We start from the raw sequence: 25,427 nt of genomic DNA, 5'->3' as shown, positions 1-25,427 counted from the left end.
ACGTGTGCGGTATGAGCGTTCCGCCGTTTATGATGCAACGTATCGCTGAACAGATTCACCTTTGATGATTTAAGGCAAATTAAAAGGAGGACGCAGTAACGTCCTCCCCCATAGACAAAGGTATCTCCGGCTAAGATAGCGGCCCGCCACGCGTGGCATTTTGCAGGCATCCACTATCTCGCATATCATCTTAACGGTTTCACAAATGTACTACGCCGTAATCCATAAAAATACTGCACGAGGCTGGATGCTTTAACTTTATTTTCTTGGATATGTTCAGAACTCGTTTTTTGCCAACTCGTCTGTCTTCCAAAGGAAGATTATTCAACAAGATAACATGGCTCTCCAGACTTACCTCTATACTGTAAAATTGCTCCTCCTTGTTTGATATTCATAACCATCCTTGAGGTGGCCTATCTATATCCATCAACAATAACCAGCACTTATCCTCTATGATCAAATTTGAGAACAAATAAGGTAATGTATGCTGTTGACGGAGTTTCTGTTCAATAAGTCATTCCTCTACCAGTATTTCTGCTAATCATTCTTCTCTGCTGTTTCCAAAAGAAAAAACACAGCCAAGTCAGCCATGTTTTTCAAAATGTTACTTGTTCTCTTGAAGCACCCTGTTCCACTCAACAAATACATAGCTATGCGATGAAAGCGGCTCCATTTTTTGCCAAAGCTTGAGTATTCACAAACAAAAAGCTATGCCACTCGTTTGTTGTTTCTCCAGCCAATTAATTTAATTTCCGCGTTCATCTGCCTCATCATGATCCTTGCTTCCAAACTCATCGAGCAACGCACGTACTTCACGTGTGGACTTAGCGTTCATTAAGCTATTTCTGAGTTCACTTGCTCCTCGGAATCCACGGACATAGATTTTGAAGAAGCGGGCAAGAGGGCTGAACGAACGTGGCAGCTGTGCAGAATAGTGATCATGGAGATCCAGATGCAGCCGCAGCAGATCAAGCAATTCCTCACTGCTGTGTTCCTTCGGCTCCTTCTCAAAAGCAAACGGATTCTGAAAAATGCCGCGGCCAATCATAATGCCATCCACGCCGTATTGTTCAGCGAGCTTAAGGCCAGTCTGACGGTCCGGAATATCTCCATTAATGGTTAGCAGTGTATCGGGTGCCACCTCATCACGAAGCTTCTTAATCTCCGGAATCAGTTCCCAGTGAGCATCTACCTTGCTCATTTCCTCTCTTGTTCGCAGATGAATGGACAGATTCACAATGTCTTGTTTCAAGATATGGGTTAACCAGCCGCGCCATTCGTCTACGCTGCTAAAACCGAGCCTTGTTTTTACACTGACGGGAAGTCCCCCGGCTTTGGCGGCCTGGATAAGTTCCGCTGCAATGTCGGGACGGCAGATCAGACCGCTTCCCTTCCCATTCTCAGCTACATTCGCTACAGGACAACCCATATTAATATCGATGCCTTTAAAGCCTTCCTTCGCCATGCCGATACTCATCTGACGAAAATATTCCGGCTTATCTCCCCAGATATGGGCTACCATGGGCTGTTCATCCTCTGTAAAAGTCAAACGTCCGCGCACACTGTGGTTCCCCTCCGGGTGACAGTAGCTCTCGGTATTCGCAAACTCCGTAAAAAACACGTCCGGCCTGGCTGCTTCACTTACGACATGGCGAAACACAACATCCGTCACATCTTCCATGGGCGCCAGTACAAAAAAAGGTCGTGGCAAATCACGCCAAAAATTATCCGTCATATCCAATACCCCTCTTTAAATAACCAGGAAAAATCTTTATCCCGAAATAGTAAATACAAACTGTTCAAACTCTTGCTTTTTCCTAACTTATAGCATGTTTAAGCAACATAAATCAAACGGCAGTATATGTTAATCGTAGCAGCAGTGAATACACTCCTAAAAACGATGTGCTCACGTCAATGCAAGTTCATGTTCATAACGTATTGCGCCGCAATTCATAAAAATACTGCACAATCGGATGCTTTAACTTCATCATATCTGCCATGTTTAAACCTGCCGGCTCTTCGCACTCATTGAACAGACCGTTCGATAACCAGTCGCCGATTGATTACCGATGACTGGCTTCTTAATTTGATTGGTGTTTTGACCCTATCTCACAAATGGATGTCCGCCCCGTAGACTTTCTATATATAATAGGTAATATAGCATTGACCAGAGTTGCCAAAATATATTAGGACACGCGGGTAATTCTGATCCTTTCGCTGCCAATATTGTACAAAGAGAGATAGTAAAGTAAATCTATCATTTCAAGATCAGCTAATCGTTTTCTAAATGAGTAAGTAAATATAATTATAAATCATCGAGATATATTAATCACGAAAAGGCTTTCCCATAAGTAGGTTTGCTACTTTCCGTCGTTTCTTTTCGTTCGTAACAAACCGTAGTTTGTGCCCAGCGGCGCATTCTCCAAACGTCATTAAACTATGCATGGTCTTCATCAAGTTTGTCCTCTTTCTCCTCCGCTCATTTTAGAACGGAATAGAAGCCGGCCAACGAATCATGAATGCCCCAGCATTCACAGTTCGGTTTATTGACATACTTCTGGATATTCAATTCCAACTATTCTCATCGTTCACGTTCACTCACCCTTTAATGTCCGATTCACACAAAATAAATTCCTGGTCGTACAAAAGAAATTTAAGGATTGGGATTTCCCAAAAGACCCGATACTACTAACAGCGACCAGTCCCTTGTGGCTTAACTGTCAAAAGATATCACTAGACGTTGTTGGTTATGGTTTGACTAGAAAATATTTAAATTTATGCGAGATCAATAGGGGGCGAGAGGTACGACTACACCGACTCAAAGTTGATAAAACGTCTATAATATTGAGAATATATTACTTTATTTGCAAATATAAACCTTTATGTTAAACTTGTTTTGTGAAATATTCCCAAATGATATAAGGTTGTGACATAGTACTACACTGGTACCGCCCCTAATGCAGAGGCTGCTGAAAGCAATTTGGCAATTTTTTTTCCGCTATATTCTGAAATTGTGAATTCAGACTCAATTTTAAGTGATCTTACTGAGGAAGAATATCACGAGGCAGTAAGAAATGCTATTCCTATAGAATCATTGATGGTAGAACCCACAGAAACTCAACCAGAAGGAAATATTAAACCTATGGCTAATATGTCTTGGGCTTTTGATAATTTGCAACCACCCGGTCCATCTGGTGGGGCCCACTTCTCAGGTGAATTCACTTCTTCAGCAACTAAATTCAAGATTACTGTTGTTCAGTGGGCTACTAATAGTAACAAAGCCCCCTCTGTGAATTATACACTCGTCAACAGAGATTATTTTGAAACGCCAGCCCTCATCTATGGGAGATTTACACATACGAACGAAACAAAAGAGATATGGAACGTACCTCCTGGTACATACCAAGTAATGGTGACTAATTTGAACGACTTTGCGATTTCTGGAAATGGATATATCGATGGTATCTTTTAAGTTTTTTAACAATTAATAACAACTCAGACGGGGTGATGATCATGAACAAGAAGCGTTTAAGAATATCTATAATCATTACATCATGTTGTCTTGTATTAATGGGCGCATTTTTTATAATCAGAGAACTTATAGATACTAAGCAAGTTGTAGACTCGACTATTAATGACACCACTCCTCCAAAAGAAGCATTACCAGATTGGAAAATTGAATACGATAGAAAAGCTCGAACAGAACCGGTGGAAAGTGTAGTAACTGAACATGGAGAATTTTATTATGCACCTTTTCCAAAACAATTTCCACGAGAGGAAGTTGTTAGAGGAGATATTGGTGAGGAAGTGACCGAAGATACAAAGCAGTTGATAATAAGAGGATATTATTACGAAAAAAAATAAAAATAATATCATCGGATACGTTTTCCCTGGTCTAACATTCAAAGATGAAGGCTAGAAAGTGAAAAAGGTTTCCAAGAAGCAAGCGGGACTGACCCTATAGCGTAAGACAAATTAAAACACCTTCAAGTGATAACCATGTCGTAAGATATGGAGACCACCTTGGGGGTGTTTTTGCTTTGGCAACAAGAGTCAGCTATCCGGTAGAAGTAAAGGAGAAAGCCATTGAAATGAGATTGGATGGTATTCCAGTGAAAGAAATAATGGAGCAACTGAACAGTCTGGTTGTCACCGACGCGCAGATAACGCTCCTTAGGAGTCTTTTTTCGGTCATATGAAAGACCACGTAAAGAGTCGAAACTGCAAATCTATAGCTGAGTTAGAGCGAGAAATTAAGCGCTATATTCATTACTATAATAATCACAGATACCAATGGGATGCTTTAACTTCATTTTCTCGCTCATGTTTAAAATTCGCTTTTTGCCAACTCGTCTGTCCACCAAAGCTAAAATATTCAATAAGATATCATGACTCTCCAAGCTTTCATCTATAGAAATCGATAAAAACTTAGTAGCTACTACGACAAAATTGGATTTACTTAATACGGCCTGTGCTGACAAAAGCTCTTTTGCAAGCTCTGAAATTTTTCTGCTTCTTGCAATGACTTTAAGACGATCCTCGGGTACGGTCCCCTTGGTATCCTTTCTGATCGCTTCAATTTCATCATGGCTGATAGGAATTTGGATATCCGGATCATTCTTAATTTCCTGCTCCGTCTAATACCATCGGATGGAGCCCGTTGTATCACTCATATTGAGTATGTTCTTTTTATCTACGGCAAGATAACAAATTCCGGATTTAGCAGGTAGATAGCGATAACTGGTTGCCCGGTATTCGACCCTACCAAGTAACGTAGGAGAGAGAAAGCTCTCCAGTTGTTGCTTTAATTTGCTCCAGGACATCTATCCTCCTATGTTCTCAAAGCCTTACTACCCGTATTTCGCGGTAGATTTATGGCAATGACACCTATAGTGCCAGACTAGTTTGATATAAAATAACAAAATTTCTAAAGTTAAAATATTTCCCGTGGGTGAAGATCTATCATACCATGATTATGGTCATGTATAGAAACAAGAGGAACCGCCATGAATGGCAGTTATAATAGTTCGATCCTACATTCTTTAAAATATTTCAATCAATTTCTCATTAAATTTCTTATACTGTTGCGTCACTTTTCTTTAGGAGATGCTGGTCGATGTGTTTCTTGCTTTCCTAAAATCAATTTATGATCATGCATATATACCTTCTAAATGTATTTTATAGGGAAAAACCGCTCCATTAAAACTCAAACGAGGGAACGTCTTGTATATCATAGTGTACGGTTAGTGAATCAACAAATCGACCTTATGCAGAACCTCATCCAAGGTCTTCTTTGGAACTCTGCAAATAAACTTGGCTTGGCGAGATTGCCAATCGAGGCTCTTAATCTGATCAGAAAGGATAACCCCTTCAATCGGTAAATCCTGTGGAATAACCACTTCGAATGGGTAGCCTTGTGTTACTGGCCCTGATCTCAGCCGTTCGTGATCCTGGGCTCTTTGTTCCGAGCCCGTGGATTGCGAAAACGGCCTATTTCTTGTCCCTGTCACTACTTTCCGCCCTTAATGGCGGCTGTTGTTAGAAGTGAGCATCTTCATTCCTCTGTATTGCATTACATATCTATCGATCTGCTGAAAGATTCGTTCGAAACGTAGGCAAATTGTTTGCCTTACCCATCTCGCTCAGTAAATTCTCCATGCTCGCTCTCTGAAAGGACGCCAGGTATACAGCCAACAGTTCATCCGTCTCCTCTTCGGATACGTCGAGTTCAAACACGATCAGCACATCGTCCTTCACGTAGATTTTCCACGCGTTCAGTTCTGATCCTTCCTCCATCTCATGCTCCGGTTCCTCTAAACACATACATCTGCGATAATCGGACAAACTCCACATGCTCTCATCGAAAATGGCCCAATATGGCATCCGATCCTCGACACCTAAATGCACGAGTGCCTTGGCAGCGAGAAAACGTTGAAGCGATCGATTTTCCAGCTGTCAGTCGGGGGAGTTCCACGCGCACAGATAGACCGGCGGGTCTTCCTTCTCCAGATCCTGAATTCGGATCCCGCAATATATCACAGATTCTCTACTTGATAGAAGATCAAAAATGCCTTGTCTGTCGTAAAAAACGTGATACGCTTCGTAACGAATTCAATCTAATTTATTCAATCTAACAATCACGAATTTAATAAGTCTGATGCTGAAACCTTTTTCCAGCCTTCAAGTCCTATTAAATTTAATATCCGTTCTTTTTCTGAAGCATCAAATTTGTCCGTATCTTTTTTAAGACTCCCATCAAATTCCTTCATGTAATGCTCATTATTCGTATCCGTAATGTACATGTAATAGACATCTTGGATGGTATCACCATTGCGAAATTGAAACTGAAAGACATACATTTGTTTAATTTCTTGAATATTAGGCAACGGTTCGGGTTCTCCACCCTGTGCCCATTGTGCGGCATTCCTCAGCAAATCAGGGTCACTTTGAACATTGATCAGTTCGGGTTGAACGCGACTGGAATCATTACGGTACATATAAATATTTATCATATCCAATTTTACGGATTCTTCTATTTGATCCTGATTTCTTGGCGAACAGGAAGTTACGATCAAAGCAACTAGAACAACGCATAACAAAACTTTTTTTAAGTTAATATGAATCACCCCTATAAAAAATTTTTAAACAAAGAATTAATTTACCATTAAAAAGAAGAATATGTAATTTGTATCGGTATTAGCCAAAAGGAGTTGGGATTTTGAAGAAGTTTTTTTTCGGTCGTTGCCTTAGTCCTATTGATGCCAAATCTAGCATCAGCTGATCAAATCGCTGTACCACAACAAGAAAGGTTATCCTCTATTATTCAGATCAAGGAATACGTTTTGACAAACAGAGACGTTAACGTAATGTTATACGATGAAAACGGGAATATTCTTAACGAATTCCATAGCGATGGTAATGTTATTAATTACCAGTATGACGCAGACGGCGAAATGATATCTTCAACAGATTCGTATAACGGGATGCAGATCTATGAGCTTGACAAAAAAACGAATTCTCTAAGTATTAAAACTTATGCAAACTCGGCTTTTGTGAATGAAAAGAACCTTGTTAATGAAAACGAGCAGGTTCCATTAGACACATCAGAAAACATTCCTATTCCCTATCCCATAGTTCCCTTTGCATATGAAAGTACAGTTATTTCGGGAGTTAATATGAATACTCTAATAACAGATACTGACTTTACCAATTCTTCAACCATGAGCTCATCAGCTATTCAGACATTCTTTGAGAATAGAGACTCAGTTTTGAAAAATGTTGTTCTAATCTATTATTTAGACTCGAATGGTAATCCATATTTTAATGGTCATACCATCAATGCCGCTTCAGCTATTAGTACAGCTGCCACAACAAACGGAGTTAATCCCAAGGTTATACTCGCAACTCTGCAAAAGGAATCTTCTCTAATTTCTGCTAAGCCAGGATCCGTTGATTATAGTTCTCGACGGTTCTATTATGCAATGGGTTATGGAGCAACCGATTCTGGTGATGATCGATCAAAAGGCGGATTTAACTATCAGATTTCCGGTGGAACACAAACTCTTAAAAATCGTTATACCCAATCACCATCATCTGGGTACCCAATAAAGCTACCTGATGGCACTGTTACTAGTATTAATTTTGGTAAATCTGTAACTTCCGGCGGGGTAACGTACAAAAACTATGTTTGGGTAGATAATAGAGCCACCTATTCTCTTTACCGTTATACACCACACACCATCGATACCTCACTTTTACCAACTATCGGGGGTGGAAATTACCTTTTTGTAAAAATTGCAACTGGTTGGTGGGGCTCATCAACTTGGAAATGATTTAAATCTATCCGTCACCGTTGGCAAAAGGTAGCAGATTATATGTTATGTTTGAAAGGGATTATTCCGAATGAAGTTAATGCACAACCCAAAAACGGTTGATAAAACGACTCCAAAGTGAAGCAAAACAAAAAGAGAAATAGGCCGTGAGTGAATGGGGTATCGACATATTTCTAGTCCTGCAACTGGCACCGCCCTCAAGGCTGATATTGTTAAGAGCGAGGATGTTAGCATCCTCGTTCCTTTTTACTATCAGCATCGTCAATGGGAAAATCCAGTGCCACCATAGTTCGAATCAATGAGCCACATCCTTCCCAGCCAATAGTCAACGTTGAGATGATCATCTTCTCCACTTCATGCTTCAGCGATCGAATAAGATTCCTTCTTAACGGCTTCAAACATCGCTTTCGAATACATAATCGCAACAAAATGCGACCACTTGATTAAACCTACCCTGACATGCTGATAAGGATGTGACTTAATTCGCAAAATGACCAAACAACATAAAGAAAATAACAGCTAAAATCATTAATCCTATGGAATAAAAAATCAGCACCATTCTTGCGCCGCCATATTCTGAAATCGTGAATACAGACTCAATCCTAAGTGAACTTACTGAGGAAGAATATTACGAGGCAATAAGAAATGTCATTCCTATGGAATCATTGATGGTAGAATCCACAGAAACTCAACCAGAAGGTAATATTAAACCTATGGCTAATATGTCTTGGGCTTTTAATAATTTGGGCCCAAACGATGGGGGCCATTTCTCAGGTGAATTCACTAGTAGATCGAAATTCAGGATTACTGTTGTTCAGTGGGCTACTGATAGTAACAAAGCCCCCGACGTGCATTATACACTCGTTAACAGAAATTATTTTGGAAAGCCAGTCCTCATCTCTGGGAGATTTACACACACGAACACCACAGCAGAGATATGGAACGTACCTCCTGGTACATACCAAGTAATGGTGACAAATTGGAACGATTTTGCAATTTCAGGGAATGGATATATTGATGCTATCATATATTGATCCTATCTTATAAGTATTTCCTCAACAACAAACGGTCATATGAAAGACCACGTGAAGAGTCGAAACTGCAAATCTATAGCTGAGTTAGAGCGAGAAATTAAGCGCTGCAAGTTCATTTTTATAGCGTACTGAGCCGTAGTTCATAAAAAAACTGCACAATGGGATGCTTTAACTTCATTTTCTCGCTCATGTTTAAAATCCGCTTTTTGCCAACTCGTCTGTCCACCAAAGCTAAAATATTCAATAAGATATCATTGCTCTCCAAGCTTTCATCTATAGAAGTCGATAAAAACGTAGTAGCTACCACAGTGAAATTGGATTTACTTAATGCGGCCTGCGCGGACAAAAGCTCTTTTGCAAGCTCTGAAATTTTCCGGCTTCTTGCAATGACTTGAAGACGATCCTCGGGAACGGTCCCCTTGGTATCCTGTCTGATCGCTTCAATTTCCTCGTGGCTGATCGGAATTTGGATATTCGGATCATTCTTAATTTCCTGCTCTGTCTGATACCATCGGATGAAGCCCGTTGTATCACTCATATTAAGGACGTTCTTTTTATCTACGGCAAGATAACAAATTCCGGATTTATCAGGTAGATAACGATAACTGGTTGCCCGGTATTCGACCCTTCCATGTAACGCAGGAGAGAGAAAGCTCTCCAGTTGTTGCTTCAATTTGCTCCAGGACATGTAATCCCCCTATATTCTTAAAGCCTGATTCACCCGTACTTCGCGGCAGATTTATGGCAATGACACCTATAGTGCCAGGCTAGTTTGATTAAAATAACATATATTCTAAAGGTAAAATAATTCCCTTGGATGAAGGTCTATCATACCATGATTATAGCCATATACGGAAACAAGAGAACCGCCTTGAATGGCAGTTCTCTTAGTTCGATCCTATATTCCTTAGAATTTCTCAGTGTCTTGTCATAGTTCGTCTTCTTAATTTGTTTATAAGATTGTATCCATACTGAGGCTATTCTTCATGGCATAACACCTTAATTCTTTCCGCCATAGACCTTATAAGTAGCGTAAACTGCATCTGCATATTGATCTGCCAGAATAGGACGGCCATAAGAATCCGTAGCTCCCGGATACCAGTTATCTCCACCGTTGTAGTGTAATAATCCGTTGTAGATATTTCCAAACTTCGTAATCTTCTCATTTAAAATCAACGCACCCAGATATACCTGATCTTGTTCACTGCTATGATTATACGCACGGCCAAATTTTGAGCTGAATTGAGATAAATACGCATTGCGTGTGTTTGGTTCTACCTGCATCAATCCGTCGCCGGCCGATGGACTACCTGGTAAACCTGCTCCAAAGCTGCTTTCCTTTTTGATAACAGCACTTAGCAATAAAGCAAAATCTCCCCCTTTCCCATAGGCATTGTCCGCATTCATGACATATGTCCATATATGGCTCGGAACCTCGGCAGGCTTTGTTACTATAGGAGATGGTGAACCCGTATAAATCTTGACCGATGACATTTTGTCATTGATCGTGTTGCCAACCCAGGAAGAATCTGAAGTAAAGGTCCACTTTGTTCCTCCAAAATTATCATTCTCATATACTTCAACCGTCCAACCGCTTGGAACCTTAAGAGACGACATCCAGTCATTCGGAATTCCGTTTGCGTTCAACTGAGACAGTGTATAATTGCCTATCCCGAGTGTCACTGCTTTTCCTCCATAGTTTATATCTGCATAGAATGTTACTCCATTCGTTGTCGGTGGTGGGGTTGGTGGCGTAGTTCCGTCGCTACCGCCTTTCTGCCATAAAGCGGGAACATTGGACGGTTCCCAACCTACGAGAGAAGTATGTGCCTGAAGACAAGTATAAGTGCTTCCACTATAGGTTACTGTGTCATTTACTGCATATGCGGTATTTGGAGCCCATGCTCCTCTAGCGGCTGCGTTTACTGACGGTAAGGCTGCACAGAATGTGAATAGAAATACTGCTAAAATTACCAAAAGTGATAAGCGCTTAAAAGGAAACCTTTTATTAGTCATTTTCAAACCTCCTTGTTTTTTTATTTATCTGTAGCGCTCCCATGAGACATGCCACAGGTTTTAAATGTGCTATGATCTTACTTTATTTCCGTTTTTTTAAGTGAATTCCATAATTTTTTTAATCAGATTATTACAATTCAAACAATACAACGGCATGAAAAGCGACCGGCAGACTGCACCTGATCATTAGAAACGGCAGCGGACGTTTACCAATACGTCCAAACTTATAAGGAGTAATATCCGGAAGTCCGCATTACTGCCGATCCTGAGATAACGAATTTACTTAAACAACAACAAGGCGGCTCCTTACGAGGAGCCGCCTCTATTTTTTTGTATGGGTTTTAATCTATATTTTCAATACCCCATTCTCCTGCTTCGTTTTTAGTAAAGAAGTAGGTAATTCCTTGATTTTCAACACTCCCGTCTGAGGATTTTTTTGCAAAGCGCACGCCTACTCTAATTTGTTCTGGCTGATCGACTTTTTCTATGAGATCCAAATCATAGAACATAAATTGATCGCTTTCGTTTGTGTAATAGAAGCCTTCTCTTATAGATTCCAAAGACTCCTTATTCAGATTCTCTTTAAACTTTTCTTTGTTGTTCTCCACAACCGATTCAAGATTGTTCCTTAATTTGGAGATAATGTTGTCGTCAAAGAAGCTGCCTTTATATTTGTCAAAGTCAATAGAGACGCCTTTCTTAAAATCGGCCGCTGTTATGTCCTTAATTGCTTCTTTCTCGTCTGGTTCGATCAGACTTTCTGTGTTTGTTGGTGTATTGTTGTTGGTTGAAGGTGCTGGGCTTGTTATGTTAGTAGGTTCTTCACTATTGGAAAGAGTGTCAGTGTCATCTGATTTCCCGCATGCAGAGAGAAGTAATGCTCCGATTAAACATAAAGATAAAATACCGCGAGAGAGATTCTTCATTAGGTTGAATCCTCCTTGTAATTTTCGGTATATATGTAAGAGGGAAAGGGAGAAAAAAGTTGCCTTTACATTGCGAAACGATATGCATCATCAGCAAGTAACAGACCTATTAACGTGGGAGCAACCGGGGGTGTTTACAACATGGTTGCAGCTACACCTTCTTCTTGTTAAGGACGGGGTTTCCCCGTCCTTTTTTTCTGTGTAGCGTACATAATAGCCGATCGCTCAGGGAGATCAGGATAGGCCAATTACATACAACCGTATTCTTTTTTATTCTGACGAATAGCTGTTTTTAATGTACTTTGATGAAATGTTCTAACCAGCAGATTCATCGTCTTATCAAGCTGAGCCCAACGCTTCTAAAGTGCCAGGTTATTTTGATTTAAATTAACTAAATTTCTAAAGTATAGGAAGATCGAGCGAAGTGAAGGATTCCACAATTAGTAATTTCATTTGTATTCGTTGGGTGGCCTTCCGCTGCGCTCCAGTTTACTCCCATGGGCTTCGACATAGCCTTTCCTGAACAACAGTGTGCAACATCCCACATGCACTATATCTCCTTAGGATTAACTCTGTCGCACGTATTTTCCTGAACCTTTGTACTTATTGGTCTTTGTACTCCAGGTGAATATTCCCTCTGCCAGATCCCAGCCGCCTTCGATTCTATGATTCTTCCAGTACTGATGTACTTTACCCTTTGAATCAATGTAAACTCCCAGATCTCCCATCAATTGAAGAGTTTTACTCAAGCTCCCATGCTGAAGTCGATATACAGGTCATCGGTTTTGACGATCTTAACCACTTCATTAGGATACTTTTCAGCAAGGATATCCTTAGGTTTCCTTGCTGCAGCAGATACACTACCCGTAAACGAAAAGAAAACTGCCAAGCTCAGCAATAATGCCGTTGTAGAGAATTTGCCTTTCATAAATATGCCCTCATTTCTAGTGTTAACATATCTCTGTTGATATTAACGTAATTTCACCTTTTCCACATGCTCAGCCCGAATCTTCGAATCAGTGATGTTCGACTCAAGCAAGGATTGATAGATCTTCTGAATATCAGCTTCCTTTAGAACGGTATCCACCTTCTCCGCTTGAATCCGATTCATTTTGCGCTGAATATATTCGGACAGTTCGACATCGTACACAATCAGTTCGTCCGATTGGATTTTTCTTAGTTCCGGATCTACGCTGAATCTACAGCGCATTGTAAAAGAAACCAAAGAAATGTAACGGCTCTTTTGGTAGTCAGGGAGCAAACTTTTGATTGCTTGAATATGGCCGTAATTTTGCATAAAGGGATTATACATTTAAAACCGGTTACTAACTGTCCATGACTTATTCTCTCTTGTTCCCTTAATCTCTCCCGTGTAGTTCTTCGTCTCGATGACAAACAATCCTTGTGGCGTGATCACTACATGGTCGATCTGCGAATAGCCCGTTCGGGACTTCGAATTCGTGACCATTAAATCATTTGGTCTAGTTGAATATTAATCTTATGCTCACCCAGCTCACCAATTAGAGTAGGCTGAACCTTGGGTTTGGCGTTGTTTCCTGATGTTTTGGCTTTATTCGTATGTTGAGCCGGCTTTTTCTTTGGCATATCAGAGGATTTGAACAAGGATTTTAATTTTTCAAACATAAGAGAGCTCCGTTCTTCATGTAATGGTGATTAACTCTGTTCAGCAGATAATCTTGCTACAGTTGAGCAAGTCCTAGAAACATTAGTGATTTTTCATATATGGATAACGTGATCACCTACCGCCATCTTATAAGCCGTATATTAATAGGTCAACCAAAAACCAGTATATTCCATCAATACTAAAATACTCTATTAATACGGCTTAAAAAGGACGCATTTCAGTACTCTGTAAATTTTTTAAGAATCGATGCTACTCCCCCAACGCTAGATTCGTAAGAATTAATTACTAACTACGTATTTCTGTTTAATTTAGCTTATCTTTCTAATCCTACTATAAAGTTATTGACCAATGGTGTATTATGCATTAAATTACTTATATACGTCATTTTCCTGAATATGGAATTTGAATCTGGAGGGGGATATCCTTGATACCTACAGACACAACGATAAGTACGGAACTATTACGTTACCTGAAGAAGGAAAATCTCAGCATTTCCTCTTTTGCAAATAAATCGAGGATTAATTCAGGAACTCTCAGCCGATTCATAAAAGGGCAACAGCCCCTTTCCGTCTCCAACCTGGATTTAATTACTGAGGCCATGAATTTGGAAGAGGGATATTTTTATTCCTTATATGCGAATGAATGTATCATTCAATCATCTCCAAATTGGAGACGACTTGGCCCATTTATCATGCGTTGTTCCGAACTAGACAAACTCAAATGCTTAGATCACGTTATTGGTATGATGATGGATAATTTAACTTATTCTTCTTTGCTCTTTGATAGCGCAGAAGCGCTATATCGTAAGGGAGATCGAGAAGCAGCCCTGATCATATACAAGAAGGTTGCCGAGAGTGAAAAATACCAACATTCCGAGAGATTAGGCATGTGTCAATATAGAATATTTACATGCTCCTTAAACTCGGATCAGGAACATAACTTAGACTGTACAATACAGTTTGAAGCATACGTTCAGCGCCTTCCTGAAGTAGTACAATTGGACGCTCTAGAAGATCTAACAAATACTCTACTTTCCCTCCAAAAATGGGATAAAGCTAAATACTATGCCCGGGAAATGGGGAGAATTTCGAGATTTCTTTATAACGCACAAAATCATAACAAATCTAAAAATAAGAAGAACAATTCAACTCCTAAAAAACCTTTATTCGGTTATATCCTATACTCTGATTTGCTACTAGGCTCAATAGCAGCAGAAAAATCTAATTATAATGAAGCTTTATTCTATGTTTCCTGTTACGAAGATCAAGCTTGGATCAAAGAATCAGATAAAGTTTCCGAAGATATTAAGAAAAAATTCATCAGGTGGGCCAAAGGAAATCGCTATCTATATCAAGTAATGAATGGAGACTTTCAAGTAATCGACGAGTATATTGAGTATATTTCTTCTCTTGAAAATGAAATATTAAGGGCTCTTTTTAGAATTATACACGCAGCTATTGTACATCATTGGAACATTGATAAGTATCTAGAACAATATGAGAGTGTTATAAGAGAACATTATGAGCAGGGATGCGTGGTAGGAAGTTATAACCAACAAATAATAAATGATCGCTTTGCCATCTTCCTCGCCGAAATTGGTGAATATTATATAAATCAAGGAAATATCCATAAGGGCACAGGATTTATATTGGATAGTTTAAATGTTTCGTATAAAATTAATAATACAGCTAATATAGTAAAATGCTGCTCGACAATCGAACATATTCGGCATGAGATCGATCAATCAGATCTCCGAAGATACTCCCAATTGATGAAGGAGGTTTATAATCGTAATGAGAAAAAAGTTGATGGATATTGCGTGCATTCTTAGTTTCATATGTGCATTTGTATTCACTAACAATATCACTATCCCTGCCAATGAGGATCAATTAATCCCCCCCTCTCCTCCTCACATAATTACTACAAATAGTCATGGTGAGGGTGGTGGGTGGTAATTATTTCGTAGTAATAACAAACATGTAAGGTGAATTAGGCAACAGAAGATAATTCCTATAATCTTGAACCATGACCCACAGATAGGGTCATGGTTCAAGATTTTTTTTCAAAATGTGAGATAAGAAAAAACAACTCCAGTGAAACAGTAAAGTGCGTTGGTGTGACAATGTAGAGTTCTCAACATCACTTCATATATCAGATAAGTTGAATTTAGAGAATCAAATGATTAGGTAAATAAGAAAATTTATGAGTTTGGGATTGAGTAAGATCGTAAATATGGCTGTCAAGTTAGCTCAGATCAATCTTGATACACGAAGAATTGTTTGTTAAGATATTAACAAACATATGTTCTTATTTTTAGAGTTGTGGCTAAGCAGGAGATCATGACTTTTGCAAAATTTCAACAGAAATTTGATACAAAACAAGTATGCCATATGCATCTGTTTCAACTTAAATGGCCAGCTGGATTTTGCTGTCTAAATTGTCTTTATTACGATTATTTCCAGATTAATACATTAATACTCCCCTTATTACAGTCTACAAGCTGCGTTGCCGCCTTAAACTGGCTGACTATTTTTCCATTAATGTATGATGTGTTACTTAATAATCAGTATGGTCGTCCAGATACTAGTCAGTGTGGCGGGTTATCTCTATACACTCCATAACTCATATGTAGAAACATAACAAGATCTTCGGCATACTTCAGCAGCTACCTTACTCATTAATGAAAGATCATAAAATACCGGTCTTTTATTTCTTTTCCTTCAATTTTTAATAATTCAATCCTTTCTCTCATTTCTCTACCTACAATTTCAAGAATTAAACTTTTTCCTGAACCATTTTTCCCAACAATAGCTGTAATATCTGAAATGCTTTTTCCATAGAAGTTTTTAAAATACTTCGGATTGTTTTTAATCAAAATTTTATTATAAGCTTTATCGTACTCAACTATATACTCACTGGAAAAGTTGAAGAATATATCTCTAAAAATATCACCTTGTGATTCTACATACATATAAAGTAACTTCATATTTTTTTGTTTCCTTTCACTATCCCCAACTCTTTACCAATATCTGAGATCATTTTGGACAACGGCCTTTTTCCATAGTTCTCAGAGTCAACATATGCTCCTATGATAAGTTGTTCAAGTTCTTGTTTTGAAGCGAATACCCCTCCAAATTCTCGAAATAATTGTACCTGATACTCTTCAGTATAAATCTCTTTTTTTATTAATAATTCTTGAACCACATCTTTATGAATCTGATACAATTCCTCAAGTTCTAATATTTCTATCCTTTTTATCCAATATTTTGTTTAAACCTAAATCAATTAATATATGTAGCTTTGACAAATCAGATAAGTATTCAACTCCTTTAATGTCATAACTAAAAGTGAGCATGTCATCTATTTCAATAGTGTTATCATAAGGAGAATAAGAAAAATCCTTAGTACCCTTTTTATGGTTACAACTACCACAGACGGGAACTAAATTATAAAATGATACTGATAGAATAGGATAATCGCTCTTATTAATAAAATGATCTAATTGACAACTTGTTTTCCTTGAACTGCTGTTAATAAAGTTTCGATTACAATAGGGACAAACCGTTACTCCAAGGTCCCGAACAAAAGCAAGCCGATCTATATTACACTGGTACACTGTTTTTAACAAATAGTTCTTTAAGCCATCTGTCATTTTGATTTTATTAGTATCAATATAGTCTCTAATGGAAAGCAATTTTGTTAGATCGGCTGTTACGATCTTCTCAAAAGAAGCTATCAACTTTTCATTTTTTTCATCAGGAAAAAGATGGTCAATATCTAAATTTATATCGCACCAATTATTCACATTTTTAATGTAACTACCTTGGCACCTTCCCCTCAATTTTTCAAAGTAGTTTTTTACTATCTGTTGTCGAATATTAACATCTTTTTTCATGAAATTTAGTTGGATCAATACTATGCACCACTTTTTCTGTAATTATTTCCATATTAATGACATACAACAAAACTGAACTGTATATAACTCAGTTCAGTTTTGTAATATTTATTGTACTCAACTCGCATTCGAACTCATAGCATACTCTTCAAGTCGTGCAATAATCCCCGCCTCTCCAGAACTTCTCGGATAAATTGGTTCATACGACAAATGGTCTTTAATGCCATACGTTAGGGCATGGGAGATACATGCCGTAACCACAATTGATAAATCGGAATTTCTAGCATATGCCGTCGTTTGATCTGTAGCACGATCACTCGTACAAACATTAACTGTAATAAGGGAATTTCGTTTCATTATTTGGTCAGCCGCGCGATTAGCTGCCTTTTCTCTACAGGAAAAAATGGTGATTTTCATATTTTGCAATTTTTGTAGTGGATCGCTGTTATCTTGTACAATATCCTGAACCTGTTTACGAAGGAGTTCCAATACGTCATAATTACCAGATACCTCTTCACCAAGTAGAATCAGATAATCTCTCAATGAATCCATATCTTTTTCAAACTTGTCATATAGCCTACCAACCCACTCATCCCAAACGGGCTTGATTTCCATTCCCGGAACGCCATAGTCCTGAAATAACTCCATACAGTCAAATATAGAAGATAGCAAACGTAGAATCGGCTGAAATGTTAGCCATTCTTTCATGTAGCGCCACTGTGTGTCAGCTTCTCCCGGTTTCTTAAGTAAAAGACCATCCAAAAGCTTAATTAAGCCCTGTAACGTCTCCTCGTTCTTACTGGAAAATATACGCATTGCTTCAGCTAAGTTTTCGTAGAGATCAACATCATCAATTCTTGGAAAATCACGGTATTGAACAATGAATTGAACAAAAGGTAGAAGAGCACGTGCTAGTATTGATCTTTTTATAGACTCAGGCTCTTCAACAATCCAATCAATAAAATAATCATTGACTCGCAGTGCTGACGTAGGTGTCCAATCTATATCCTTATTTTGAATCTGCTCATACCAATCTGCTAAGAACTGATAGTCATTTTGGGCAGAATGCAATAAACCAAAATATGTGTCCCAATCCTTTGGTATTAATTTATCTTCAACTTCTGCCCATTCTTCTACCCCAAAATTTTTATTTTTGGATGCCAGATCTTGAACCTGATGTACAAGACGACATCTGGATAAGAGATCTGGACAAGGAATATCTGCAGATTGACTAAGAACTGGCACTAAAGTGCTAAAATACTCTCTAGATGCATATTTTCTCCACGTCACTGTCAGATCTTCAAATAAACTTCGATATTGATCTTTTGGTAAGCCTAAATTAAGTAGTGTATGCAACCAAACTGACGAGATTTTCATCTCTTCTGAGGTCCCCTGCATATGAGAAAGAAATATTCGATGAAGTTCTCCATACGTATCTTTTAATTCTTCGCGTGGCCATTGTGTATCTTCAGAAAAGAATCGCAACAAGTATAACATTGACAAGTTCAATGTATCTTGTGTGGTCTTACTGCCATCTTTCAAAAAATTCTTAAACTTATCCATTTCAGCGGAATTATCTAGAAATCCATCTCTATGCCATTCCACTGCCCCACGTCTCGCTAGCATTGTTGCTTGATTGAGATCAAAATCCTCTATCTTATCAAACCATTCATTCCATGATCCCGGAAGCGTAGCACTAACATTAGATTCCTGTATATTAGATTTTTTATCATTTGAAGGATATAAATACTCGAAACAGGTGCGCAAATGTCTGGTAGTTAGTATTGATTTCCAATCTATTATTGTTGTTGACTGCGATATTGAATCCACTACTTGTTTATCTATGGTCAGATCTTGTAGTTCATAGGCACATATTAACAATAACTGAATCTGTTCTTTGGACAAAGGCAACTGCACAGCTAATTTAAATGCTTCTTCATATCTACTATTATCCGCTAGACTTTTTGCTTCCTCTAAAGTAGATACCACCACTTCTAATGTTTCTATTATAGAAGTTGAACCGTTTGTTAATGATCGAAGTAGCGGTTCAATTGCTTGTCCAGAAGCCAATGACAATATTTCATTACGCAATTCATACATTGGTTCCTCTGACATGATCGAGCGTAACATGAAACACATTAAAACATGAGGATGTGTTAGGGAACCGCGTACTCGAAACAATGATTGATACACCGGCCAAATCTCTTCACTAAAGACTTTTTTCATACTCTCAGAATCTGATTCTATCGTCTTCAGATACTCCGAGTACACCGCACGTATGATCCCTTCAGTTACTCTTGCCGGTCGTGGCGATTTTAATAAATCTTCCATTTGTGGATGAATCAAAATTTCTTTCCAACAATTTAATCTTGATAACATTTCAATTCGCATAAACAATGCATTACGAGGATCAATTAAGTTATGACGTTCTAGAATTACTATTTGTGCTTCAGCAAGACCATGTTCACCAGCCTGTAAAGCTAGCTCAAAAGTTCTTAATAACGGACTTGGGTCAGTCGGTATACTTACTCCGCGTTCTGGTCGTTCTCGGAGCAGACGAAATAAATCTAGAACCTTCTGCCCAATGGCCTTATCGTTTCCACGAAATTTAAAAAAATGTCCATTAGTAAAATTTCTAACATTTTCATCTTGAATATGATTAAAATTATCTACTTGATAAAAATCCATACTACTGTATGTGGTTCCAACAAAAGAACGAATCACTTCTCGCACTTGTGTAAATGAGTTTTCGTTAAAAGCGATTGCAAACCATGTGAATGATTTATCTTGCTCCATGTAAGGCAATACTGTAAATGAAGGATACTTTCCTTCTAATCTAGCTAAATATGGTTTAAATTTGTCTCCATAGTCCCCTGTATTAATTTTGTCCCATATGAGCAAATTAGGTAATGCATAAAATCGATTTAGAAAATCCTGAACTATCTGAGATAACATCTATTCTCCCCCCTTCCCCCATGATCGTCCCCATACAATTCTGTTCTCCGAAACTTCAGACGGGTCAACCGTATATTGGACAAACTCTTCAAGTGTAGTAATTCCGTTATTAGTAAAGTTCATTGATCCACTCAAAAAGTAACTGTCTCCTAACAACCCTTTACGATGAAGAACAGCATTTTGATGAAGGTTATTCCATGGTTTGGTAGTCTTGCTCTTAATATTATCTATGAATTGCTGATTTGATTTAACGGGGCGTGTTTCAAGAAAAAATTCAGTTCCCCTCTCCATTAACTCCACAATGACATCAGTAAAAGTAATGTTTTTCCGAGCCCATTCTGGATTAAGTAACATGAATTCATTGGCTCTATTATTGATGACTGGAATATCTGAAATCCATGGTGAAGCAAGGAAGAGCCAACGGCTCGGCCTAATTAGTTCGGCGACGAGGATGCTTTGTAATAAATCCGGTATCTCTCGAGAAGCAGCATTGGTATATATATATCGTGTCATAAAAGTGCCTCCCGAATTTCAAAATGAATGATAAACATTCCATTATCTCTCGTAATTCCTTCTACTCGAGGGTAGGAATGTAAAAAGCCTAGGTCAAGAGGTTCTGCAGTAAGACTTAGAATAATATCATTGATTTCTAGTTTGTTATCCTGCGGAACAAGCAACTGAACAGATCCATATGAGATAAGAAATTCTATCATCTGATCTCTCCAATTAGGTGCACAATATTCGACGCGTTTATGGAGTTTCACTGTATTCAACAATAATTCACGATCCGTCGGAATCGGAGACGTAAATGGATTGTATGACTCTAATGCCCTACGACGAATTTGTGAACCTCTTGGCCAAATCATGCCGTAAATCACATTAAATCGCCAATTAACATCATCAGATGCACGAGGATCAATGTGATCAAGTGCTGATATTAAATTTGCGGACTTCCCACTATCTACACTAGCGACATAAGCAAAGACACGAGCATCCATTTCGATACCAAGTCTACTTTCTTCTCTCTCCCATAATTGTAATAACTCGAACATAAAACAATCAGTTTGTTGATTACTTCCAGGTCTTAGCAGACGATTAAATAGTCCATTCATCACAGGTTGTGTCACTAATATTCCAGAACGCTCCATAACTTTCTTAATTCCCTCTACCGCTTTAGTAGTTTCCTTATATCCATTAGCGTTACGGAACTCGTAAAGTTGACTTTGAAGTTCTTCATTTATCTGTGTTTCTTTGAGTATACGTGACAACTCACTATGAACAATTTCGGCATCACACGGTGTAAGAGAACTTTCTATTAATCTGAAAAACCTCCGAGGATCTCTTTTATACTGCTTAATAATCTCCTCGATAATGCCACTCCCACCCTCAATTGTTTCCGTAACCCAGATCTCTTGATCTTTATCCAACCAACTTCCGTCATCTTGTCTTTGAGGTCCACCACCAATATCGAGAAGCAATTCACCATTACGATGAGGACCAGCAATTTCTAAACATGCTGCCAATATTGCTTCACCTAACGTAGCGATCCAACGCTTTTTAGCCCATTTTTTCCAGTCTTCTGTTTCCTCTGACCAAAGAATAACCGCTAATGATTTTAATCTTTCGCCTACTAATGGGATCTCGAATAAAGCTTTTAACTTGAGATGAGTCCGCTGATAGTGAGCCTCCTCTTCAATATCAGAGATCTCTTCCTTTTCTAATACTTGAAAAATAATATGCATCACATTATTCATTATCTTTGGAAAATCATTTGAATGAATATAGTCACAAGCTTCTGTTAAAGAGAGATCATTGATTAGTGCAATTTGTAACAAAGCAGACAGGTAGATCTCCGCCATACGCTCCAGCACAAACATGTTCCCTTGTTCCATTAAGCATGGATCATTCATAACAGAATGCTGAAAATACATTGTCCGAAATGATCGAAGTTTCGCAGTATTTAAATCAGCAGATGAAATAATAGTATCTGGAATATTCATCAATTCGAAGCGAATACCATCAACTTGTTGGACAAATCCTAAAGCCGCCGCTTTTCCAGGCTCTAAACCAAATCGAATAGAAAGTTGCACCGGATCCGATTGAGTAACTAATCTTACAGATGCTTCCGAACCGATAGCAAACCTTCTTACTGTAACAGCGCTAAATGTATCATGTGTAAAAAAACGAATATCCTTTAAAAGAGATGACCAATACAGTCCTGTAGGAACTTCTACATCTCTACCGTATTCGCCATCATCAGAGGGTGTTTTTTCTTCATTTTCAATAAATGCTTGTACAGACGGAAAAATCTGAGACTTCCAAACCAAATGAGCATTAGATTTAGTATCAACATTAAAATTAGATTGTGCAGGTTTCAATTTCCACGGTCGGATTACTGGCAGTTCAACAACACTACCGTCTTTGTTAATATATGAAAATATGCCAAGAATTCGATATTCGTCTTCATTACAAAAAGTTGAGATCATTAACTCTGATGACTCTCCAGTTTCACTCGGTTTAAGCGTAGGTGGGGCAATCCAATGACTTTCTCTACTATGATCGATTCCAAACCTTCTAGATACACGTCCTGGCGCAAAAGTATTCAACGCCTGTAGAATATCCATTGATTGATCTTCAACTTTATCAGAAGGCAGAACAATGCTGACCTCTGGCAGGCTAAGTTCACTGAATAACGTCGATGGCACAAACTCTGGTAGTGGATGATTAGATATGTGTGTCTCTTTAGCGCGAGAATCTCCTACTACCCCCCAATTCGTTTCTAACCGCCTAAGCAGCGTTGGAAGAACCTCTAACATAAGTGAACGAGGAGGATCCCATAAAATAGCTCTAGCATCTTGCTGGGATATACTCAATGCTTTCCGAATATAAGTTCCCATTCTAGCCCGCAATGAGCTATCATCTATCACTTTCTTAATTAATTTACGTGTTTCTCCCCGTGGTTTTTGATACTGATCTTGATGGCTTTGATCAAGAGGTTGTGCAAACATTTGCCACAGGCTTCCTACCTTAATTTTTTCCTGCCTTAATTCATAAGCGATCCAATCCATAAAAGCAAAAACAACTTGAATCCGCAACACATAACGATTCATAATTGGTAACTCTTGTCTCTCTAGAACAGGTTGAAACAGTGTTTCATAACTTTGATACATGTATCTATCTCGGCCAAAGTCAGATAAGACAGTGACCATCCATGGACGCATATCTGGGCCCCGACCAGCACGTCCTTTTCTCTGTACAAATGAAGCCAAATCACGTGGGGCTTTGTGCTGAATAACTGCTCCAACTAATTTATCGTTGAAACCCACTTCAAGTGAGGGAGAAGCTACAATAACTTCCGCTTTTGGATCCACACCTGTGTCCTGTGAACTGGTCCTTCCAACAATTAAAGATTGGGCCAAGTCGTGACCGATATCTTCAGCAAATAACCATGATTGCCCATTCTGCATTCGTTGTTTTGTCTCATCATTATTATGACTCCGTAAAGCAGCAAGTGGATCTCGGTCAAGTTTTATTGGATAATTGTTCTGATTGCTATCTCTAGCTTCAACATCAAGAAGTGTGTGAAATAGTCTATTGGTAACATCCAAGTCGTCCGTAAATAAAAACAATTTTGAACCAAATGTAGTCCCATTCCCATCTGGTGGTGTTCTATCTAACATTCGACGCAGTAGCATAGCTGTCTGAATTGTTGTTGAGAGCAACGAAGTACCCGATGCCGGATCTCCACGTATTAACAACTGGTACTCCTTTCCCTTTTCTTCAGAATCACCATATGATGAATCAATTTCAGCAACTTTGGAGCGTGCCAGCCCTGTTAACTGGCTAAAAAAGTCACCTGAATCCCGCAATGTTGCGGATAAGCCAACAAATTGAAGCGGCACTCCACCTAGAGCATGCTGCCATCTGCGTAATAATAGTGCAACTTGTGCACCGTGGGTTCCAGTATAGGTATGAACCTCATCAAGTAACACAATTCGAGGAGGTTGAGATGTACCAATTCCAATAAGCGAACCATAATTATGATCACTCATATAACGATTCATCATTTCCGTTGTTGTAAATAAAATATCTGGTGGGTTTCTTCGCATTTTGTTTCGGGTTAACGGTAAAACTTCACCCTCAATAACAGTATTACATTCCCTCTTAACACAAATTAGTCGTTCGAGATTACTATCATGATCTGACTTACTCCAAATTAGATCACTTTTGCAACCAGGGCATTTCAGGAATGGACAGACATAGCCTTGCGCTGTCATTTTCCATTTACTTTTTACCTGATTTTGATTAGTAGGTGTGTCTCCAAAAACTGCACCGATTGAGATAGGACGTTCCAAAGATTTCATTTTATTTAATTCGAGAACCTCTTTAAAAGTGTCCATAAACTGATCTTTTAAAAGTTCATTTCTTGGATATAAAGCAACTGCTTTTATCCAATTTGTAATATCAATGCGCGCAGCAATCCACGTTAAAGCTGGCAAATAAAACGACAATGTCTTACCAGTCCCGGTGCCAGCTGTCACGATAAAGCCTCGAGATTGTTCATCTTGAAGATCTTTAAACATTTGAAGAGCAGCTTCTTGCTGAAAGTCAGACAACTTATAATCAGAGCCCTTGCCTTCCAAGAAATAACGAAGCACATCAACCTCTAATGAATTTAATAATCCTTTAGTGGTGTCGATTAGTGATTGGGCTTTGATATGTCTTTTGGGATAAATACGCAACCTCTCCTGAAAACGAAAATCGGCAACCAAAGTTGGAGAGGATTGCCATGCCTTTGTAGGAAACCACTGCCGCAAACGTGCGATTAATCTAACCGTTTCCGCCATGCGCGTTCGCCATACCTCACCATCTCTAGATGGCAACATCGAGATATGCAAGTCTTCAAGCAATGCATTTATTAATTCCTCTGCTGAGAGATCATGAATCTCATGCCTCTCAATAAAAGATTCGGCCAAACTTGTCAATTCTTCATCAGTGAAATATCCTTCCACATATCCCCAAGAAAGATATTTAGCTTCTTCTGCTTCCAACTCATTCAAGAATAATTGCTTCCAGTCCATCTTAGGTCCCCTCAATTCAATACATCATACTATAAGCAGTTAA

At 38.7% G+C, this 25,427-nt stretch carries 22 protein-coding genes and 5 pseudogenes; 7 read left to right on the top strand and 20 right to left on the bottom strand.

The window, feature by feature from the left end; genetic code table 11:
• Positions 1-185: 185 nt before the first annotated feature.
• From PVOR_RS33155 to PVOR_RS33150, 3 genes and pseudogenes are all read right to left on the bottom strand, one after another.
• A pseudogene (locus tag PVOR_RS33155) lies at positions 186-364 on the bottom strand (SF0329 family protein); the annotation flags it as partial.
• Between the two features lie 381 nt (positions 365-745).
• The gene (locus PVOR_RS06720; protein WP_006208370.1) at positions 746-1,735 is read right to left on the bottom strand and encodes a tRNA dihydrouridine synthase; all 990 of its coding nucleotides are present in this window, start codon (positions 1,733-1,735) and stop codon (positions 746-748) included.
• A gap of 193 nt (positions 1,736-1,928) precedes the next feature.
• Positions 1,929-2,006 (bottom strand): annotated as a pseudogene (locus tag PVOR_RS33150) (SF0329 family protein); the annotation flags it as partial.
• A 974-nt stretch (positions 2,007-2,980) separates the two neighbouring features.
• On the opposite strand from PVOR_RS33150, the gene PVOR_RS06715 reads away from it, so the two are divergent.
• From PVOR_RS06715 to PVOR_RS31445, 4 genes and pseudogenes are all read left to right on the top strand, one after another.
• On the top strand, positions 2,981-3,472 hold the full coding sequence (locus PVOR_RS06715; RefSeq protein ID WP_040680279.1) for a hypothetical protein: 492 nt from the start codon (positions 2,981-2,983) through the stop codon (positions 3,470-3,472).
• A 41-nt stretch (positions 3,473-3,513) separates the two neighbouring features.
• Complete coding sequence (locus PVOR_RS06710) at positions 3,514-3,864, top strand: hypothetical protein (RefSeq protein ID WP_006208367.1); 351 nt, start codon at positions 3,514-3,516, stop codon at positions 3,862-3,864.
• Between the two features lie 176 nt (positions 3,865-4,040).
• A pseudogene (locus PVOR_RS32970) lies at positions 4,041-4,163 on the top strand (IS3 family transposase); the annotation flags it as partial.
• Positions 4,164-4,195: 32 nt separating this feature from the next.
• Positions 4,196-4,240, top strand: a pseudogene (locus tag PVOR_RS31445) (hypothetical protein); the annotation flags it as partial.
• Between the two features lie 13 nt (positions 4,241-4,253).
• On the opposite strand, the pseudogene PVOR_RS06700 reads toward PVOR_RS31445, so the two are convergent.
• From PVOR_RS06700 to PVOR_RS06685, 4 genes and pseudogenes are all read right to left on the bottom strand, one after another.
• Positions 4,254-4,823, bottom strand: a pseudogene (locus PVOR_RS06700) (SF0329 family protein).
• 420 nt (positions 4,824-5,243) lie between these two features.
• The gene (locus PVOR_RS32465; protein ID WP_231888107.1) at positions 5,244-5,399 is read right to left on the bottom strand and encodes a type II toxin-antitoxin system PemK/MazF family toxin; all 156 of its coding nucleotides are present in this window, start codon (positions 5,397-5,399) and stop codon (positions 5,244-5,246) included.
• 181 nt (positions 5,400-5,580) lie between these two features.
• On the bottom strand, positions 5,581-5,883 hold the full coding sequence (locus tag PVOR_RS31440; RefSeq protein ID WP_006208365.1) for a hypothetical protein: 303 nt from the start codon (positions 5,881-5,883) through the stop codon (positions 5,581-5,583).
• Between the two features lie 254 nt (positions 5,884-6,137).
• The gene (locus PVOR_RS06685; protein ID WP_234972791.1) at positions 6,138-6,497 is read right to left on the bottom strand and encodes a hypothetical protein; all 360 of its coding nucleotides are present in this window, start codon (positions 6,495-6,497) and stop codon (positions 6,138-6,140) included.
• 261 nt (positions 6,498-6,758) lie between these two features.
• Here PVOR_RS06685 and PVOR_RS06680 point away from each other — a divergent pair, with 261 nt between their 5' ends.
• Both PVOR_RS06680 and PVOR_RS06675 read left to right on the top strand, forming a co-directional pair.
• Positions 6,759-7,832 carry an RHS repeat domain-containing protein gene (locus tag PVOR_RS06680; RefSeq protein ID WP_052649261.1) on the top strand — a complete coding sequence of 358 codons (1,074 nt, stop codon included), beginning with the start codon at positions 6,759-6,761 and terminating at the stop codon, positions 7,830-7,832.
• 584 nt (positions 7,833-8,416) lie between these two features.
• Positions 8,417-8,866, top strand: coding sequence for a hypothetical protein (locus PVOR_RS06675; RefSeq protein WP_234972790.1), 450 nt, complete (start codon positions 8,417-8,419; stop codon positions 8,864-8,866).
• Between the two features lie 118 nt (positions 8,867-8,984).
• Here PVOR_RS06675 and PVOR_RS06670 read toward each other — a convergent pair whose 3' ends face one another.
• The 7 genes from PVOR_RS06670 to PVOR_RS31425 all read right to left on the bottom strand — a co-directional run bounded on the left by PVOR_RS06670 (position 8,985) and on the right by PVOR_RS31425 (position 13,452).
• The gene (locus PVOR_RS06670; RefSeq protein ID WP_006208361.1) at positions 8,985-9,554 is read right to left on the bottom strand and encodes an SF0329 family protein; all 570 of its coding nucleotides are present in this window, start codon (positions 9,552-9,554) and stop codon (positions 8,985-8,987) included.
• 311 nt (positions 9,555-9,865) lie between these two features.
• A complete protein-coding gene (locus PVOR_RS06665) occupies positions 9,866-10,882 on the bottom strand; it encodes a carbohydrate-binding protein (RefSeq protein WP_040680275.1) in 1,017 nt (338 codons plus the stop codon).
• Positions 10,883-11,223: 341 nt separating this feature from the next.
• Positions 11,224-11,808 carry a hypothetical protein gene (locus PVOR_RS06660; protein ID WP_006208359.1) on the bottom strand — a complete coding sequence of 195 codons (585 nt, stop codon included), beginning with the start codon at positions 11,806-11,808 and terminating at the stop codon, positions 11,224-11,226.
• 745 nt (positions 11,809-12,553) lie between these two features.
• Entirely contained in the window at positions 12,554-12,736 is a 183-nt protein-coding gene (locus PVOR_RS06655) for a hypothetical protein (protein WP_006208358.1), read from the bottom strand.
• A 42-nt stretch (positions 12,737-12,778) separates the two neighbouring features.
• Positions 12,779-13,018 (bottom strand): hypothetical protein, encoded by a 240-nt coding sequence (locus tag PVOR_RS31435; protein WP_234972789.1) that lies wholly within the window; start codon positions 13,016-13,018, stop codon positions 12,779-12,781.
• 102 nt (positions 13,019-13,120) lie between these two features.
• Positions 13,121-13,276 (bottom strand): nuclease-related domain-containing protein, encoded by a 156-nt coding sequence (locus PVOR_RS31430; protein ID WP_234972788.1) that lies wholly within the window; start codon positions 13,274-13,276, stop codon positions 13,121-13,123.
• The gene (locus PVOR_RS31425; protein WP_006208355.1) at positions 13,276-13,452 is read right to left on the bottom strand and encodes a hypothetical protein; all 177 of its coding nucleotides are present in this window, start codon (positions 13,450-13,452) and stop codon (positions 13,276-13,278) included. The genes PVOR_RS31430 and PVOR_RS31425 overlap by 1 nt, the downstream gene beginning before the upstream one ends.
• Before the next feature lie 425 nt (positions 13,453-13,877).
• Between PVOR_RS31425 and PVOR_RS06645 the strand changes: the two genes are divergently transcribed.
• Entirely contained in the window at positions 13,878-15,284 is a 1,407-nt protein-coding gene (locus tag PVOR_RS06645) for a helix-turn-helix domain-containing protein (protein ID WP_006208354.1), read from the top strand.
• 846 nt (positions 15,285-16,130) lie between these two features.
• Here the strand turns inward: PVOR_RS06645 and PVOR_RS06640 are convergent.
• The 6 genes from PVOR_RS06640 to dpdJ form a co-directional block, all read right to left on the bottom strand.
• Complete coding sequence (locus tag PVOR_RS06640; RefSeq protein WP_006208353.1) at positions 16,131-16,439, bottom strand: ATP-binding cassette domain-containing protein; 309 nt, start codon at positions 16,437-16,439, stop codon at positions 16,131-16,133.
• On the bottom strand, positions 16,436-16,657 hold the full coding sequence (locus PVOR_RS06635; RefSeq protein WP_155984611.1) for a hypothetical protein: 222 nt from the start codon (positions 16,655-16,657) through the stop codon (positions 16,436-16,438). The genes PVOR_RS06640 and PVOR_RS06635 overlap by 4 nt, the downstream gene beginning before the upstream one ends.
• A 25-nt stretch (positions 16,658-16,682) precedes the next feature.
• Positions 16,683-17,348: an HNH endonuclease gene (locus tag PVOR_RS06630; RefSeq protein ID WP_155984612.1), complete on the bottom strand. Its 666-nt coding sequence runs from the start codon at positions 17,346-17,348 to the stop codon at positions 16,683-16,685.
• A 117-nt stretch (positions 17,349-17,465) separates the two neighbouring features.
• The gene (locus PVOR_RS06625) at positions 17,466-20,303 is read right to left on the bottom strand and encodes a hypothetical protein (protein ID WP_006208352.1); all 2,838 of its coding nucleotides are present in this window, start codon (positions 20,301-20,303) and stop codon (positions 17,466-17,468) included.
• Positions 20,304-20,816: a phospholipase D-like domain-containing protein DpdK gene (gene dpdK, locus PVOR_RS06620; protein ID WP_006208351.1), complete on the bottom strand. Its 513-nt coding sequence runs from the start codon at positions 20,814-20,816 to the stop codon at positions 20,304-20,306.
• Positions 20,813-25,384, bottom strand: coding sequence for a protein DpdJ (gene dpdJ / locus PVOR_RS06615; protein WP_006208350.1), 4,572 nt, complete (start codon positions 25,382-25,384; stop codon positions 20,813-20,815). The genes dpdK and dpdJ overlap by 4 nt, the downstream gene beginning before the upstream one ends.
• Positions 25,385-25,427: the final 43 nt, after the last annotated feature.

It is taken from the genome of Paenibacillus vortex V453 (genome assembly GCF_000193415.1).
In the GTDB taxonomy this organism is placed as follows: Bacteria; Bacillota; Bacilli; order Paenibacillales; family Paenibacillaceae; genus Paenibacillus_AQ; species Paenibacillus_AQ glucanolyticus.
Note: the sequence above shows the minus strand (reverse complement) of the source record. Positions and strands in the feature narration are given on the sequence as shown.

Excerpts from the sequence above, each read along its gene's own strand:
- PVOR_RS06720 (WP_006208370.1), bottom strand. The coding sequence starts at position 1,735 with ATGACGGATAATTTTTGGCGTGATTTGCCACGACCTTTTTTTGTACTG.
- PVOR_RS06710 (WP_006208367.1), top strand. The coding sequence starts at position 3,514 with ATGAACAAGAAGCGTTTAAGAATATCTATAATCATTACATCATGTTGT.
- PVOR_RS31440 (WP_006208365.1), bottom strand. The coding sequence starts at position 5,883 with ATGCCATATTGGGCCATTTTCGATGAGAGCATGTGGAGTTTGTCCGAT.
- PVOR_RS06685 (WP_234972791.1), bottom strand. The coding sequence starts at position 6,497 with ATGTACCGTAATGATTCCAGTCGCGTTCAACCCGAACTGATCAATGTT.
- PVOR_RS06680 (WP_052649261.1), top strand. The coding sequence starts at position 6,759 with ATGCCAAATCTAGCATCAGCTGATCAAATCGCTGTACCACAACAAGAA.
- PVOR_RS06670 (WP_006208361.1), bottom strand. The coding sequence starts at position 9,554 with ATGTCCTGGAGCAAATTGAAGCAACAACTGGAGAGCTTTCTCTCTCCT.
- PVOR_RS06665 (WP_040680275.1), bottom strand. The coding sequence starts at position 10,882 with ATGACTAATAAAAGGTTTCCTTTTAAGCGCTTATCACTTTTGGTAATT.
- PVOR_RS06660 (WP_006208359.1), bottom strand. The coding sequence starts at position 11,808 with ATGAAGAATCTCTCTCGCGGTATTTTATCTTTATGTTTAATCGGAGCA.
- PVOR_RS06655 (WP_006208358.1), bottom strand. The coding sequence starts at position 12,736 with ATGAAAGGCAAATTCTCTACAACGGCATTATTGCTGAGCTTGGCAGTT.
- PVOR_RS31435 (WP_234972789.1), bottom strand. The coding sequence starts at position 13,018 with ATGCGCTGTAGATTCAGCGTAGATCCGGAACTAAGAAAAATCCAATCG.
- PVOR_RS31430 (WP_234972788.1), bottom strand. The coding sequence starts at position 13,276 with ATGGTCACGAATTCGAAGTCCCGAACGGGCTATTCGCAGATCGACCAT.
- PVOR_RS31425 (WP_006208355.1), bottom strand. The coding sequence starts at position 13,452 with ATGTTTGAAAAATTAAAATCCTTGTTCAAATCCTCTGATATGCCAAAG.
- PVOR_RS06640 (WP_006208353.1), bottom strand. The coding sequence starts at position 16,439 with ATGAAGTTACTTTATATGTATGTAGAATCACAAGGTGATATTTTTAGA.
- PVOR_RS06630 (WP_155984612.1), bottom strand. The coding sequence starts at position 17,348 with ATGAAAAAAGATGTTAATATTCGACAACAGATAGTAAAAAACTACTTT.
- PVOR_RS06625 (WP_006208352.1), bottom strand. The coding sequence starts at position 20,303 with ATGTTATCTCAGATAGTTCAGGATTTTCTAAATCGATTTTATGCATTA.
- dpdK (WP_006208351.1), bottom strand. The coding sequence starts at position 20,816 with ATGACACGATATATATATACCAATGCTGCTTCTCGAGAGATACCGGAT.
- dpdJ (WP_006208350.1), bottom strand. The coding sequence starts at position 25,384 with ATGGACTGGAAGCAATTATTCTTGAATGAGTTGGAAGCAGAAGAAGCT.